Origin of the sequence: Corallococcus sp. EGB (genome assembly GCF_019968905.1) — a bacterium.
Lineage (GTDB): Bacteria > Myxococcota > Myxococcia > Myxococcales > Myxococcaceae > Corallococcus.
The window spans coordinates 4419520-4433783 of record NZ_CP079946.1; the positions used below are offsets into that span (position 1 = coordinate 4419520).

Genomic DNA, 14264 nt, shown 5'->3' on the forward strand with positions numbered 1-14264 from the left:
GCGCAAAAGCAAGGCCAGGGCCAGCCCTGTTGGCCAGACGACGCCGAATTCTTCCGGGTGGTTGGAAAAATGAACGTGCTCGCACGCAGTGAGTTGTCCAGGTTACGGATCCATTTTCCGGAAACCGGATCCGCCCTCATCCAAGTCTCAGTGCGTCACCCTGGAGCGGAGCGAAGGGGCGAGGCGCTCCTGGGTGCGGAGAGGGATGGGAGCACCCGGACGCGGAGTGGAGCCGCGCCGCGGCTGGAGCCCGTCGGGAACCCCAGCGCCGCCGTTGCGGACGTCATGGGGGAGGACTCATGGGGGTCGCGACGCCCTTGAAGAGGACGTGGCCGGTGCCAGCCTGGGCGACCACCACGGACCTCCGGCCGGACTACGACCGCGCGTTTGCCTGACGCGGAACTCCCAGCAGTTGCGCCACGTGCTCCGCCAGGTCCGGCAGCGGCTGGGGCTTGCTCAGCACCAGGTCCACGCCCAGGGCTCGCGCTCGCACCCCCAGGTCCGGGGTCGCGAACGCCGTCAGCAGCACCATGCGTGTTTGCGGAGAGGCTTCGCGCAGCCGCTCCGCGATGATCAGCCCTTCCTCGGACTGCGTGCCGCTCAGTCGCAGGTCGCTGATGACCAGGTCGTACCGGCCGTGCTTCACCCGCTCCAGCGCCTCGTCGAGATCCGTCGCTGAATCGACCGCGTATCCGGCACTGGAGAAGAACCTGCCCAGGACCCAGCACAAGACCGTTTCGTCATCGATGATCAGCAGGTTCCGGGGCACACTGGATGACATGAGCAAGGGCGGGGCCAGGGATCCCGGATTCGACGGGTGAAGTCTTTACAGCCGCTTGGCCTGGCGGACCGGGTTCCGCCGCGCACGTTTGTCCAGGTTGCGGATCCATTTTCCGGAATCTGGACGGAAACCGGGGATGAAAGGTTGTCCGGTTTTCTAGCGAACAAGTTCTAGCGAACAAGAGGGATGGGCTGGGGCTGATTCTCGTTGGCCGCCGCGGGGATGAGCGCGGACAGGTGGAGGATGAGCACCGGCATCAGCTGCGGCTTGGGCAGCAGCTTGGTGATACCGCTCGCCCACGCGGAGTGCCGCACCTCGTCCAGGGGCAACGCCGTCATCAGCAGGATGGGGAGGTGCGAGTCCTGCAGGCGGACGTCGCGCGCGAAGCGCAGGCCTTCCTCCATGCCGGGCCGGCCGAAGGGATGGTCGATGAGGACCGCGTCGAACAGGTGGGTGTCGAGCAGGCTGCGCGCCTGCCCATCCGTACGCGCGGTGAGGACGGTGAAGCCCGCGGCCGTCAGGTGACGCGCCGTCGCCCCACGAACCGGGGGCTTGGAATCGAGGAGGAGGATTTTACCGTGCATGCACAACAACAGTGCAGCGGTTGTGCCACGCAAGGCGTCATCCTCCAATCCCAGTCATTGCAAGAGATTGGGCGGAGAGGGGAGGGCCCGGGGGAGGCCGGTTTCCATTTCCTGGACCGTGCTCCGGAATCTGGAATCGAATCAGGGGGAATACGTACATGAGCGGCTCCTCGCGCGAAAAGCAGACACGGATGGTCGAGTTCTGGCGTCACCACGACGCGATGGAGGCGCGGCTCTCTCGGCCCCTGACCGAGCGGATGCTTGACCTGGCCGGCGTCTCCAGGGGGATGCGCATGCTGGATGTCGCCTGTGGCCGGGGTGAGCCTTCCGTGCCCGCGGCACACCGCGTGGGGCCAGCGGGGCGGGTGCTCGGGGTGGACCTGGTGGAGGGCGTGCTGGAGATTGCCCGCGAGCGGGCGCGGCGGGAGGGGCTGGAGAACATCGCGTTCCAGGTGGCCGACGCGGAGTCGCTGGCGGTCGGCGCGGGGACGTTCGACGTGGCCACTGTGCGCTGGGGCTTGATGTACATGCGCGAGCCTGAGCGGGCCCTCGCGTCCATCCACCACGCCCTGATGCCCGGGGGCGCGCTCGTCATCGCCTCGTGGGCGGAGCCGGCGCGAGTTCCCTGGGCCTCGCTCGCCCGCAGGATCCTCGGCCGCTATCGCGAACTCCCCGCACTGCCAGTCGCTGATGAACCCGGGGTGTTTCGTCATGCGGACCCGGCCCGTCTCGATGCCGCCCTCAAGCGCAGCGGTTTCTCTGTACAGGCTGCGGAGGAACAGGAAGTCCCCGTCGTGGAGGCCCATGATGCGAGCGACCTCCTGACGTGGATCCGCGAGCTGGGCGGGCCCGTGATGAAACTCGTGGGCGAGCTACCGGAGCCTCAGCACCGGGCGTGGGAGGCGGAGCTCGTCGCCGAACTGGAGAAGGCCCGCTCGGGAGGAAAGGTCACGCTGGGCGGTGTGACCCGGATCACCTTGGCAATCGCCTCGCCGTGATTGCCATTGCGGTATCAAGACACCTCAACGGCGGGGCGGCTACCACGGGGCGCTTCGGTAGTCCTTGAGGAAGAGGCCGTGCACCGGTCGGCCTTGCGTGCCCTGGACGATGGGGTCGTAGACGCGGGCCGCGCCGTCCACGACGTCCAGGGGCGTGACGAAACCCAGTTGGGACATCCGCAGCCGCTTCTCGCGCGGGTTCTCGTTCGTGAGCCAGCCGGTGTCCACGCTGTTCATGTAGATGCCGTCCCGCGCGTAGTCCTCCGCGGACGTGCGGGTCATCATGTTGAGCGCCGCCTTCGCCATGTTGGTGTGTGGGTGGAAGACCGTCTTGTTCGCCCGTGCGAACTGCCCCTCCACGGCGGAGACGTTGACGATGTACCGGTCCGCGTGCGGCGAGCGGAGCAGGAGCGGCTTCAGTCGCGCGTTGAGGAGGAAGGGGGAGACCGCGTTGATCAGCTGCGCCTCCAGCAACTCCACCACTGGAACTTCATGTAGCCGGAGCACCCAGCTGTTGTCGCCCTCGCCATCCTCCAGGCTTCCATCCGTGCGCTCCGCGAGGAAGGAGGCCAGCGGCGCCAGCTCCGCGCTTCCGGATGAAAGTTGCTCCAGCCCGCTGCGCGGCGCAGGGAACGACGTGTCCCCCAGCAATGCGATGGCATGAGGCGGGAGCCGCGCGGCCTGTTCCTGGGCGTGCAGGGACTCCAGTTGCTCTGGCGTCGGCCGCACGGTCTGCGCGGCGTTGTTGACGAGGATGTCCAGGAACGGCTCGGTGGCGAGCAGGTGTTCCGTGAACGCCTTCACGCCGGGCAGGTAGCGCAGGTCCAGGCCGAACACCGCGAGCCGATGGGACCAGGCCTCGAAGTCTGCTTCCGCGGCGAAGCGCCGCGCGGCATCCCGGGGGAAGCGGGAGGTGACGCACACCCGCGCGCCGTCCCGCAGCAGCTTCAGGGCGAGCTGGAAGCCCACCTTGGTCCTCCCTCCGGTGATGAGCGCCGAACGGCCAGACAGGTCCGTCCGCTGCTCGCGCTTCTCCTCGTTGAGGTGGGCGCAGGACGGGCACAGGAGCGGATAGCGCGCGTGGAGCCGGGTGTAGGGCTCCTTGCAGACATAGCAACGCCCCGCGCGTAGCAGTCCGGACGCAGGCGAAGCAGAGGTCACGGTCCGAACTCCAAGCGTCTCCGTCTGGGCGGTGTGGAGGGCTTCGAGCGTGGCGCGGTCGGCGCGCTTGCGCGTCTCCGCCCGCTGTCGGCGCTGCTTCTTCTTGGTCCCGCGCTGGACCTGGATGGCGGCGGCTTCGATGGCCAGGCGGGCCGGGTGGTCCTCCGGCCAGTGCTTCACGGAGTGCAGCAGCGCCACGCAGCGGGCGACCTCCTCATCGGAAGTGACGGCGGTGCAGTCAGACGGGAGCGTTTTCATCGGCTCCGTCAGCGTAGCTGGAAGGGGGAGATGAAGCAGGTGCCCGGGTGGACACCGGCCGGATTCGAATCGGCGTCCTCCGCCTTGGCCAGGCGGCGCGTCACCGCTGCGCTACGGCACCCACCCGGGCTCCACCAGTATGCAGTGAGCGAGGACTCGCCACCAGCGGCCTCACCCCTTGCGGGCCGCGTTGATCGCCGCGATGTCGATCTTCTTCATCTTCATCATCGCGTCGAACACCCGCTTACGTGCGGCCGGATCCGGATCGCTCATTCCATCCGTCAGGGCGGCGGGCGTGATCTGCCACGAGAGCCCCCATTTGTCCTTGCACCACCCGCACTGACTTTCCTGACCGCCGTTGCCGACAATGGCATTCCAATAGCGGTCCGTCTCTTCCTGGTCCTTCGTGCTGACCTGGAACGAGAAGGCTTCGCTGTGCTTGAAGGCGGGGCCGCCATTGAGTCCGATGCACGGAAAGCCCAGCACGGTGAACTCCACCGTGAGGACGTCGCCCTTCTTGCCGTCCGGGTAGTCCCCTGGTGCGTGATGTTTGGCACCGACGGAGCTGTCAGGGAAGGTGCGGGCGTAGAAGGCCGCCGCTTCTTCGGCGTTGCGTTCGTACCAGAGGCAGAGGACGGCCTTGTTCACGCGGTTCGTCATGGTTGCGCTCCTTGTTTCATTCACCCTTGGGACCGACGACACCAAACACGGCGCCCGCGGGGTCCGTCGCGACGACAATCCAGTCGCCGCCGGGCACCTCGTGCGGCCCTTGCAGTATCCTACCGCCGTTGGCGGTGATGGCGCGCTGCGCTTCCGCGACCGAGGAGACGCCGAAGTAGAACTGCCAGGTGCCGGTGGGGCCAGGGCTTGAGGCGGGCTTCTGCATGATGCCGCCGAGCCGGACGCCGTCATGGTCGATGAAGCAGTAGTCGCCCATCGGGCCCATGGGCATCACGTCATTGAACTGGAAGTGGAAGTGCTTCGCGTAGAACGCCTTGGCTCGCGCGAGATCCGGGCTGGCCAGTTCGTTCCAGCGAACGCGCTGTGACGCCTTCACGTCGAAGACATCGCTCTTCGCCCCGGGTTTGCCGGGCGGGGGAATCGGCGCCATCACGTAGAAGGGCGTGCCCATCGGGTCGGCGACCATCGCGATCCTCCCGACGGGGAGACCCATGCCCGGCATCAGCACCCTGGCACCATCGGCCACCATGGCCTGGATGGCCGCATCGACATCCGCGACATGCAGGTAGCCAAGCCAGCAAGGCTGCGCGCCATGCTGAAGCATGTCCTGGGAGAGGCGGAGGACGCCGCCGGCGGAGCCGCCATCGCCGCGCGTGAGGATCCGGTAGTCCACTCCGTTCGGCATGGGCGCGGAAGGAGCGGAGAGTTTCCACCCCACGACAGCGCCATAGAACTTCGCGGCGGCGTCGGGGTCGTGGGTCATCAGCTCGTACCAGATGAAGCTACCGGTGCTCATGGTGTCACTCCCTTCGTGATCAGCGGTTGGAGAGTATAGAGGGGGCGCCTCTGATGGCCATGCGTGACGGCCCTCGGCTTCCTGGAGCACGGGAGCGGCGCGGCCTCCTGTCCGGAAGGTCCATCGCGCATCCATGGACGTCAATGACACTCGGCCGCACGGGCATGGACACAGCCGACTCGCCATCATTCGGGCGCCGCGTGGCTCGGCGCAGGCGGCCGTGGGAGCGGTTGAGTCCGGCTTGCGTGACGCAAGGGCCGGCCCGCCAGTCCTGACATGTCAGGCCTTGTGCTTGACTTGTCAAACCCCAGGCTTGACGTGTCAGGGATTTCCGCAAGCGCCTGGAACCCTCCGAATCTCCTCAAATCCATTCCTATTTCTGGAGGTCCATGAATTGCAGAACTCCAAGCCAACACCGGAGGAGCGCTGCAATGGGCATCAGCTATAGGATCCACCCGGCGATCGGGGTGGCCCGCGTCGGGGACAGCGAGGACTACTACCTGGGGCCGGAGAGGGCGGGAGGGCTCCCCCAGGAGCGGACCGGCGGGGACGTGACGCGCTTTCGCGACGTGCACGGCGGCATCCGACGGCAGGCCGCCCGGTTCCAGATCCACACCTTCGACCCCGCCAATCCCAGCGCGCCGGGCAAGCGCGTCCAGCCGGGCGTCGACGGGGTGGTGGACATCGAGTGGACCGTCCACGTCGCGAACAAGAAGGCGGCCTGGTACGAGTTCCAGCAGCAGCAGGGCGCGAACGGCACCTATGACGCCTCGCACGCGCTGCGCAATCCGCGGACGAAGGATGCGGCGGGACGCAAGGCGCTCATCATCGACCCGGGGCCTCGCACCGTGGCGTGCCGAGGCAACAACCAGCTGCCAACGCGCGCGGAGTTCTCCAACGACGACCCCCAGGGCAAGGACTATCCGCGGTCCTTTCCCCGGACGCAGCTGCTCCCCGAGGGCAATGACATCACCACGCTGGGGAGCGTCATCGCGGACGACCAGGGCTACCTCTACACGGTGGGAGGACTGGGGCACTCCGGCACCACGGCGGTGTGGAACCTCTCCAACGGCCTGATCGACAACCTCCTGGAGGACGACCCGACCCTCACCGCCTCCCAGCGCAAGCGCCTGGACGAGCTCAGGCCGGTGGCCGACCAGCTCTTCCCGACGCAGGAAGCGCTCCGCGCCGCCATGGTGGCGGAGCTGGCGAAGGACACGTCCAACAGCCCCGCCGACATCCAGGAGACCGCCGACTACATGCAGGCCCAGGCCTACATGCAGCCTCGGCTGGACACCTACGCCAACAACAACTTCTGGTGGGATGACACGTCGGACGGGCCCGTCACCGCGACGGTCATCCTGCAAGGGGGCACGCGGGTGGAGGTGACGTCCCCGGCGTGGATGGTGGTGGCCCCGCCGGCGTACGCGCCCCAGCTCCTCAACATGGTCACGCTGTACGAAACGCTGCGAGACACCTTCGTCACCCAGCGGGACCTGGAGCCGGAGCTGTGCAAGGGCGGAACGTTCAACGACAGCTATCGCCCGAACTTCCAGGCGGACATCCTGCCCATCCTCCAGCGCCCCAATGACTATCGCTGGACCGCGCGCATCAACGACCAGGGCGTGGACGCGCACGCCGAGCTTCCCCAGCCGCAAGCCAGCACCCACAACTTCATGAAGTACGTGCGCGACCCGGAGTCGCCCAATGACTTTCCCGGCCGCATGCCGAAGATGGCGGGGGACAATCCGCTCACCGACCAGGTCCCCCGGCAATTCCTCACCCTCACCCGGACGCAGTACTTCCTGCTGAGCCAGTTCAGCAAGGGCCTCTTCGACAACACCCCCAGCACGGCGATGCCCACCCCGGGGCAGCTGCTGGATCGCGGCGTGCTGGAGAACTGCGTGGGCGGCCCCTTCTGCCCGGGCATCGAGATGACGTGGATCGCCCGCGACCCGAACTTCTTCATGGAGCCGTTCCGCTTCAAGCACCGCACGCTGAATGGCAGCGGCCTGCGCTGGGACACCAATCCGCATGACGGCCAGGGCCTCGAGCCGGGGGACGCCACCAAGTACATGGCGCTGCCGTGGCAGGCGGACTTCAACGAGTGCTCCAACCAGGTGGTGCAGAACACGTCCCTGTGGTGGTGGCCATCACAGCGGCCCTACGAGGTGCGCTACCTGGGCCCGGATCAGGAATGGCAGCAGGGCTACTGGACGCGTCCCTTCGACATCAACTTCGACAAGGACGAGCAGATGGTCGTTGGCTGGAAGGGTCTGGGGTTCATCCTCGCCCGGAAGGACGCCCGGCCGCAGGATCAGGGGCCCGACAGCGCGGATGATCCCGCGCCGCTCTACATCGAGGTGGAGCGCCTGCTGAAGCCGGACGGTCAACTGCCGTGAGCGAGGCCCGCTGCGACGTCGCCGTCCTGGGGGGAGGGCCGGCCGGCGCGGGGGTGGCGCTGGCCCTGCGCGCCCGGACGCGGCTGTCCGTCACGTTGGTGGAGCGCACCTCCCACGGCGCGCCCCGGATTGGGGAGACGCTGCCTCCCAACGCACGCCGGGCCCTCGTGGCGTTGGGCGTCTGGGACCGCTTCCTGCGCGACGGGCACCTTCCATCGCGCGGCACGGCGTCCTGCTGGGGCTCCGCCACCGTGGGGCATCACGACACGCTCATGGCCCCCTTCGGGTCGGCCTGGCACCTGGACCGCTCCCGCTTCGACGCGAGCCTGTGCGCCCAGGTCGCGGAGCGCGGAGGCACCGTGCGCACGGGCACCACGCTGGTGGAGTGCGAGGACCTGAGCCTGGAGGGTTTCCAACTGCACCTGTCCCATCCGGTGGAAGGCCCCACCTCACTGCGCGCGCGCTTCGTGGTGGATGCCACCGGGTGGAGGGCCGGCTTCGCCACGTCCCAGGGCGCGCGGCGGGTGGTGGTGGACCGCGGCTTCGCGCTCTACGGCGACTTCCGCCTGCGCGAGGGCGCGGCCTTCAGCACGCAGGCGCTGGTGGAGGCCCGGCCGGAGGGGTGGTGGTACTCCGCGCTGCTTCCGTCGGGCCGTGTCGTCGTCGCACTGATGGGAGACGGAGAGTCCCTGCGCGGTGTGCGTGGCGCGGAAGCCTGGCTGGGATTGCTGGCCCGCACCACCGCGACCCGCGAGCGGCTGGAGGCCTGTGACTTCAGCGGAGCGCCGCCGCGCGCGGTGCCGGCCTCCGTGGCCTGCCTGGACCGGGTCCACGCGGAGCACTGGCTCGCGGTGGGGGACGCGGCGTGCGCGCTGGATTCGCTGTCGTCCCAGGGCATCACCCAGGCGCTCGGCTCCGCGCTGCTGGCGGCCGAGGCCCTGGATCAGCACCTGCGGGGCCGTCCGGGGGCGCTGGAGGCCTACGCGGCCCGGGTGCGTCAGGCCTTCGCGGAGCACCTGCGGACGCGGGACCACTACTACCGCGAGGAGCGGCGGTGGCCCGACGCCCCCTTCTGGCGCAACCGGCGCGAGTCCCTCGCCGCCCGCGCCCTGGCCGCGTGACGGCCGCCTCTTCTTCACCCCAACCGGGATGGTCCCATGAAGACAAGTCGTCAACGGTATCTCCTGCTCACGCTGGGAGGCGTGTGCGCCCTGACCGTGGCGGTGGCCCTGGTCGGACGCGGAATTCGAGGAGCGGACTCCGCACCGCCGCCCGTCGGTAAGGCCGCGAGCGCGGCCCAGGTCACCTCCGTGCCCACGCCGGGCACCGTGCCCACGCCGTATCCCGTCTTTCCCCACGGCGACAAGCTGACCCAGCCCCTGGATGAGAATGACATCCAGGCCCAGCAATTCCTCTCATTCTATGCCAGGCAGGGCGGCGTCACCTTTCCCTCGCTGACGAAGGGCTCGCTCCAGGCGTTGCCCGCCCGGACCCTCGACATCGCGCACAACGGGCTGGACCTGGGCAGCCAGCGGTTCAATTCCTCGCTGGTATGTCAGTCCTGCCATGACGCGGACTGGCTGGCCAACAGCGACATCACGCTGCCTTCCGACGCTCTGTCCACCTACAAGGCCCTGCCTTCCATGGCCTTCTGGCAGATGCCCTCCGTGGACAAGCTCTGGAACGACAACACGCAGCCGTCGTTCCTGGACCCCAACGCGCCCTTGCCGCTCGCGGCCAACTGGTCTCCGTTCGGCGACTGGAGCGCGTCCGTGAAGGCGCTGGCGGGCCGCGACCCCATCTTCCTCGCGCAGGTGGAGACCACGCGCAAGCTGTCACCCCACCAGCCCACCACCGTGGACAACCTCTGCCTGCGCTGCCACTCGCCGCTGGGCCAGCGTCAGGCGCAAAGCCAGCACAAGCCCTTCACGCATGAGCTGCTCTACGCGACGCCCGACAACTCCAAGAGCGACCCCGAGAAGGCGGTGCTGGGCGCGCTGGGGCGCGACGGCGTCTCGTGCAGCGCGTGCCACTCCGTGGCGCCCGACAGCGGCCTGCCCTGGAACGGCACGGACTACACGGCCTTCTACGGCCCCCAGGAGGGCACCCTCTTCGGTGACAACGTCTCCGCGCGCCTCAAGGACCGGGGCGACGACGTCCAGCCGCCGCCGTTCCCCTTCACGTCTTCCATGAACCTGCGCCCGGGGGCCATCGTGGGCCCGGACACGCACCTGAACACGCAGCCCATGGCCGCCGCGGGCCTCAGCCTGGAGACGGCCGCCACGGTGGGCGGGCACAGCTACCTGCGAGACTCCATGGTCTGCGGCTCGTGCCACGTCGTCGTGCTGCCCAAGGTCCCCACGAACTACCGGCCCTCCATGCCCATCGCGGAGGTGGAGGCGAAGGGCGTCTACAAGCGCCCCGCGAGCTGCCCGCAGAACCAGACGACCTTCAGCGCCACGGGGGACTTCCTGACCGACCCGTGCGTGGAGCTGGCCTACGAGCAGACGACCTACTTCGAGTGGCTCAACAGCGGCTATGCCCGGTCCACCTCCACCTGCATGACGTGCCACATGCAGCTCACCGCGCCCGCTGATCCGTTCGACGGCAACATGAAGGTGGCGCAGCAGAACGGGGACCTGGCGGCCTTCTATCGCGACAACGCGGCGCTGCCGCCCCGGCAATACAACCGACACACGCTCCTGGGCATCAACCTGTTCGTCCATGAGATGTTCCAGCAGTTCCCGGACGTGCTGGGCCTGGACTTCTACACGCAGCCGGACTCGCGCGTGCCGCCGTACCTCCAGAGCCCGGAGATCCTCGCGCGCACGCCCAACCTCGTCACCAACCCGGGCGCGGAGGACGGCGCGAAGGCGGACCTGACGGTGGATGGCTGGGTGCCGGACACCGGCGCGACCGTCACGGCGGTGACCGAGCAGCAGGGGCTGTCCAAGCAGGTCATCCGTCCCAGCCACGGCGCGCGATTCTTCCAGTTGAGCGGGGGCGCGTCCCTGACCGTGGACGTGTCCGCGTACCAGGACCTCATCGACCGGGCGGCGGGCGCGGCGACCGTGCAGTGGGGGGCCACGGTGTACTGCGACGGCGTCGAGCCGTGCGGCACGCTGTCGCTGCAGCAGCGGTCAGGGCAGGGTGGCTGGACGAACACGGCCGGCACCGCCTCGGTGGCGGCGACGAAGCAGCGCTGGCTGTCCGTGCAGGCGGCGGGCCCCACGCTCATCCCCAGCGGAACCCGTTCGCTGCGGCTCGTGTTCCAGCCCGGCCGCGCGCTGAGCGTGGACGACGTGTTCGTCGCGCTGAAGTTCCCGGACGGCTCGGTGAAGCCGCTCGCGGACGGCAAGCGCGACTACACCTTCGCCAGGAACCTGCTGAACGCGCAGCAGTCCATCCTGGACCTGGCGGTGAACACCTCTCAGGGCGTGTTTGATCCGTCGCAGCCCGCGGTCCTGGTGTCGGTGGGCAGCTTCCAGGAGACGGGCGGCACGCTGAAGGTGCCCGTCACCGTCACCAGCAACGTGGGCCACAAGTTCCCCAGCGGCGCGGGCTTCCGCCGGGCGTTCCTCCAGTTCGAGGTGCTGGATTCCAACGGCAAGGTGCTGTGGGCTTCCGGTCAGCCGAACGCGCTGGGGGTCATCTGCAACGGTATCTGCAAGCCGGACGACAGTGCGCTGCTCGCCAGCGAGTTCACCACCGACCCGTCCCAGCTCCAGCCGCACCACCAGGTCATCACCCGGCAGGACCAGGCGCAGATCTACGAGCTGCGCGCGGTGGATGACCAGAACCACGTCACCAGCCTGGAGCTCCAGCAGTTCAAGGAGGTGAAGGACAACCGGCTGTTGCCCGAAGGCTGGGTGGCTCCGGCACAGCGCAAGCCGGACGAGGTGCAGCTCGGCCTGAACCTCCAGCAACTCGCGCGCCTCACCGAGCCGTTCAGCTACGTGCTCGGTCCCCAGGACACGAGCGTGACGTCCGACCCGGACTTCAGCACGTCGCCCGCGAAGGGGATGGATCAGCTCGTCTACCAGGTGCCGCTGTCGGCGGTGAGCGGCTGGAAGAGCATCCGGGTGCGGATGAACTACCAGACGATTCCGCCCTTCTATCTGAACGCGCGCTTCCAGGACTCGCTGCGGGATGAGCAGGGCCGGCCCACGCCGCCAGGGCCAGCGGTCCAGCGGCTCATCTACATGTCCAGCCACCTGAACACGAAGGCGTCGCTGAAGTACCCGGCGCAGGGGCAGGACGGCCAGCAGGTGGACCTCATGGACAACTGGTCCATGGTGCTGAGCGAGGCCCGGGTGACGAAGAACTAGGCACGCCGGGCTGCTTCGGTTCCAGGGAGGAGGAGCGGCCACCGGTGACGGTTCGACGACCCGTCCCGGTGACCGCTCCTGGGAACCGCGCGAGTGGGACGGCTCAGCGGCTGATGGTGGCGTGCGAACCGAGCACGACGCCGCGCTGGGCGCTCATCCGCCGCGCCAGCTCCGGAGACGCGCCCAGCTCCTGGGGCGTGCGGAGCTTGTGGAAGAAGCGGCTGCTCTCGTCGAAGTAGGCCAGGGCCTTGAGGCGGATCTGGAAGCCTTGCAGTGGCTTGGTCCCATTGGCCCAGTACGAGTAGGTGATGTTCGTCTGGTAGTTGGCGGGCACGTCGCAGGTGACGGACGTGTTCCAACTGCCGTTGTTCGGCGGCACCTGCGTCTTCTCGAGCACGATGAGCGGGGAGGGGCCCGGCGTCCCCGCGGAGAACGCGACGGCGGCGCCGCCAGGCACGTTGGTGCACTCGAGCTGGAACGTGATGCGTCCCGCCTCCGTCCCCTGGGTGTAGTCCACGGTCGTGTCGAAGGTGGGGCTGTTGGCGTCCGTGAGGCTGACGTTGCGCCAGCCGAAGCCCGGGTTGTTGAGGATGAACTCCGTCATGTCCGTGTAGCTGCCCACCTGGGGCACGGGGTTGTCATGCCGGCTCGTGGAGACCCGGCTGATGAGGCAGTAGTGATCCGCGCTGATGGCGCCCGGCTCCCAGAAGAAGGGATTGTCCGTCACGGCGATGCCGCCAGGGGCGGTGGACGCGAGGAAGACCTCCGTCTGCGAATCACTCGTCTTGAGCGCGTTGTTCTGCCACTTGTTCGGGTAGAGCAGCAGGCTGGCCGGCGTGTAATACAGAGACACCTTGCCATTCTGCGCGCCATTGGAGAGGTTCTTGGTTCGCAGGTAGATGTAATTGGGGCCGTCCGTCACCAGGTTCTGGCCCACATCCTGGTTGTAGTTGCTGGAGAAGAAGGTCTGCGGGTTGTTGGTGGGGTAGAGGCCCGCGGGGATGATGTCCGGCGACTCGTAGGCCAGCGGGGGAGAAGGGAGCTGCCCGTAGTCCGACAGGTTGGAGCGGAAGAACAGGTCGTCATACATCGTGGTCATTGGCATTCCTCTTCGGGGGTGACATCCGCGAGTGGGAAGGTTCCGCGCGGATGCGCGAATGCCTCTGCACCCACCACGCCAATGACTCGCAGCTCCGAACCCGCTGGAAATCCAAGCCCGGTGCCTGTCATTCCATCCGCCTGACGCATCCGGAGCGACGGCTGACGCGTCAAGTTCTCGAGGATCCAGGCCGGGCGCCGGATTCCGTCCCGGCCGTCTTCTGGACAGGGGCGGCTGCCCGGGGCAGATGTGAATGCACCGATGGCCTCCCGTCCGCCCCCCGTGCGCGCCTCCACCGTCCGGACGCAGAAGACGAAGCAGCTCTCCTCTGGCGCCCGGCGCGTCGTGGCGAAGCGCTCCGGGCCGGGCTGGGGGCGCTGGGCGCTCGGCGGGTGGCTGCTGCTCGCCCTCTGGCTCGGCGTGGAGTTCGCGCGACTGCCCGACGTGAGCCTCCTGCGGACGCAGAACCCGCGCACCACCGCGCTCATGGCGCAGCGGGCCGAGGAGGCGTTGGAGGCGGGCAAGAAGCCTCGCGTGCGCCAGGCGTGGGTGTCGCTTGGCGCGGTGGCCCCGCACGCCGTGGACGCCGTGCTGAGCTCCGAGGACGCGCGCTTCTACCGGCACGAGGGCGTGGACTGGACCGAAGTGGAGAACGCCGTCGAGCAGTCGGTGCGCGAGGCACGCCTGGGGCGCGGCGCCTCCACCCTCACGCAGCAACTGGCGAAGAACCTCTACCTCTCCACGGACCGCAGTCTGCTGCGCAAGGGCAAGGAGTTGCTGCTCGCCCGAGAGTTGGAGTCGAACCTGTCCAAGCAGCGCATCCTCGCGCTGTACCTGAACGTCGTGGAGTGGGGCGACGGCGTCTATGGCATCGAGGCGGCGGCGCGCGAGCACTTCGGTGTCTCGGCGCGGGCGCTCAGCGTGGCGCAGGGCGCGATGCTCGCGGGCATGTTGCCTGCCCCGCGCCGCTGGCTGCCCGCCCAGCGTCCCGAGGCCCTGCGCAACCGCGCGGGCGTCATCGTCGGGAGGCTGGAGCGCGAGGGGCGCATCAGCGCGGCGCAGGCCCGTGAGGCGCAGGCCGAGCTCTCGCGCTTCTTCGCCGTGCCGCCCGCGCCGGGCTTCGTGGCGGAGGCCAGCAACGGGGGGCCCGCGGGGAGTTGAGCGCCCCCTCGCGGC

The 14264-nt window shown here is 68.5% G+C and carries 11 protein-coding genes and 1 tRNA gene; 5 read left to right on the forward strand and 7 right to left on the reverse strand.

What is annotated here, in order from left to right; all coding sequences use genetic code 11:
- Positions 1 to 373: 373 nt before the first annotated feature.
- Positions 374 to 781 (reverse strand): response regulator, encoded by a 408-nt coding sequence (locus KYK13_RS18510; protein WP_223646026.1) that lies wholly within the window; start codon positions 779 to 781, stop codon positions 374 to 376.
- A 170-nt stretch (positions 782 to 951) separates the two neighbouring features.
- Positions 952 to 1398 carry a response regulator transcription factor gene (locus KYK13_RS18515; protein WP_223646027.1) on the reverse strand — a complete coding sequence of 149 codons (447 nt, stop codon included), beginning with the start codon at positions 1396 to 1398 and terminating at the stop codon, positions 952 to 954.
- A 125-nt stretch (positions 1399 to 1523) separates the two neighbouring features.
- Between KYK13_RS18515 and KYK13_RS18520 the strand changes: the two genes are divergently transcribed.
- The gene (locus KYK13_RS18520) at positions 1524 to 2363 is read left to right on the forward strand and encodes a class I SAM-dependent methyltransferase (RefSeq protein ID WP_223646028.1); all 840 of its coding nucleotides are present in this window, start codon (positions 1524 to 1526) and stop codon (positions 2361 to 2363) included.
- 39 nt (positions 2364 to 2402) lie between these two features.
- Here KYK13_RS18520 and KYK13_RS18525 read toward each other — a convergent pair whose 3' ends face one another.
- The 4 genes from KYK13_RS18525 to KYK13_RS18540 form a co-directional block, all read right to left on the reverse strand.
- The gene (locus KYK13_RS18525) at positions 2403 to 3722 is read right to left on the reverse strand and encodes an SDR family NAD(P)-dependent oxidoreductase (protein ID WP_223646029.1); all 1320 of its coding nucleotides are present in this window, start codon (positions 3720 to 3722) and stop codon (positions 2403 to 2405) included.
- Between the two features lie 108 nt (positions 3723 to 3830).
- Positions 3831 to 3904 (reverse strand) — tRNA-Gly (locus KYK13_RS18530).
- Positions 3905 to 3953: 49 nt separating this feature from the next.
- Positions 3954 to 4442, reverse strand: a complete 489-nt coding sequence (locus KYK13_RS18535; protein ID WP_223646030.1) for a VOC family protein — start codon at positions 4440 to 4442, stop codon at positions 3954 to 3956.
- A gap of 16 nt (positions 4443 to 4458) precedes the next feature.
- On the reverse strand, positions 4459 to 5259 hold the full coding sequence (locus tag KYK13_RS18540) for a VOC family protein (protein ID WP_223646031.1): 801 nt from the start codon (positions 5257 to 5259) through the stop codon (positions 4459 to 4461).
- A gap of 431 nt (positions 5260 to 5690) precedes the next feature.
- On the opposite strand from KYK13_RS18540, the gene KYK13_RS18545 reads away from it, so the two are divergent.
- Genes KYK13_RS18545 through KYK13_RS18555 form a run of 3 tightly spaced genes read left to right on the forward strand, consistent with a single transcriptional unit; the run spans position 5691 to position 11989 of the window.
- Positions 5691 to 7661 (forward strand): LodA/GoxA family CTQ-dependent oxidase, encoded by a 1971-nt coding sequence (locus KYK13_RS18545; RefSeq protein ID WP_223646032.1) that lies wholly within the window; start codon positions 5691 to 5693, stop codon positions 7659 to 7661.
- Positions 7658 to 8782, forward strand: a complete 1125-nt coding sequence (locus tag KYK13_RS18550) for a tryptophan 7-halogenase (protein ID WP_223646033.1) — start codon at positions 7658 to 7660, stop codon at positions 8780 to 8782. Before KYK13_RS18545 ends, KYK13_RS18550 begins: the two co-directional genes overlap by 4 nt.
- Positions 8783 to 8818: 36 nt before the next feature.
- A complete protein-coding gene (locus tag KYK13_RS18555; RefSeq protein ID WP_223646035.1) occupies positions 8819 to 11989 on the forward strand; it encodes a hypothetical protein in 3171 nt (1056 codons plus the stop codon).
- Between the two features lie 103 nt (positions 11990 to 12092).
- On the opposite strand, the gene KYK13_RS18560 is transcribed toward KYK13_RS18555, so the two are convergent.
- Positions 12093 to 13088 (reverse strand): hypothetical protein, encoded by a 996-nt coding sequence (locus KYK13_RS18560; RefSeq protein WP_223646037.1) that lies wholly within the window; start codon positions 13086 to 13088, stop codon positions 12093 to 12095.
- A gap of 261 nt (positions 13089 to 13349) precedes the next feature.
- Between KYK13_RS18560 and mtgA the strand changes: the two genes are divergently transcribed.
- Positions 13350 to 14249: a monofunctional biosynthetic peptidoglycan transglycosylase gene (mtgA, locus tag KYK13_RS18565; RefSeq protein WP_223646039.1), complete on the forward strand. Its 900-nt coding sequence runs from the start codon at positions 13350 to 13352 to the stop codon at positions 14247 to 14249.
- Positions 14250 to 14264 lie beyond the last annotated feature (15 nt).

Bases quoted from the DNA above. Each gene is read 5' to 3' on its own strand.
- KYK13_RS18555 (WP_223646035.1), top strand. From the start codon at position 8,819: ATGAAGACAAGTCGTCAACGGTATCTCCTGCTCACGCTGGGAGGCGTG.
- mtgA (WP_223646039.1), top strand. From the start codon at position 13,350: ATGGCCTCCCGTCCGCCCCCCGTGCGCGCCTCCACCGTCCGGACGCAG.
- KYK13_RS18560 (WP_223646037.1), bottom strand. From the start codon at position 13,088: ATGACCACGATGTATGACGACCTGTTCTTCCGCTCCAACCTGTCGGAC.
- KYK13_RS18520 (WP_223646028.1), top strand. From the start codon at position 1,524: ATGAGCGGCTCCTCGCGCGAAAAGCAGACACGGATGGTCGAGTTCTGG.
- KYK13_RS18535 (WP_223646030.1), bottom strand. From the start codon at position 4,442: ATGACGAACCGCGTGAACAAGGCCGTCCTCTGCCTCTGGTACGAACGC.
- KYK13_RS18540 (WP_223646031.1), bottom strand. From the start codon at position 5,259: ATGAGCACCGGTAGCTTCATCTGGTACGAGCTGATGACCCACGACCCC.
- KYK13_RS18545 (WP_223646032.1), top strand. From the start codon at position 5,691: ATGGGCATCAGCTATAGGATCCACCCGGCGATCGGGGTGGCCCGCGTC.
- KYK13_RS18510 (WP_223646026.1), bottom strand. From the start codon at position 781: ATGTCATCCAGTGTGCCCCGGAACCTGCTGATCATCGATGACGAAACG.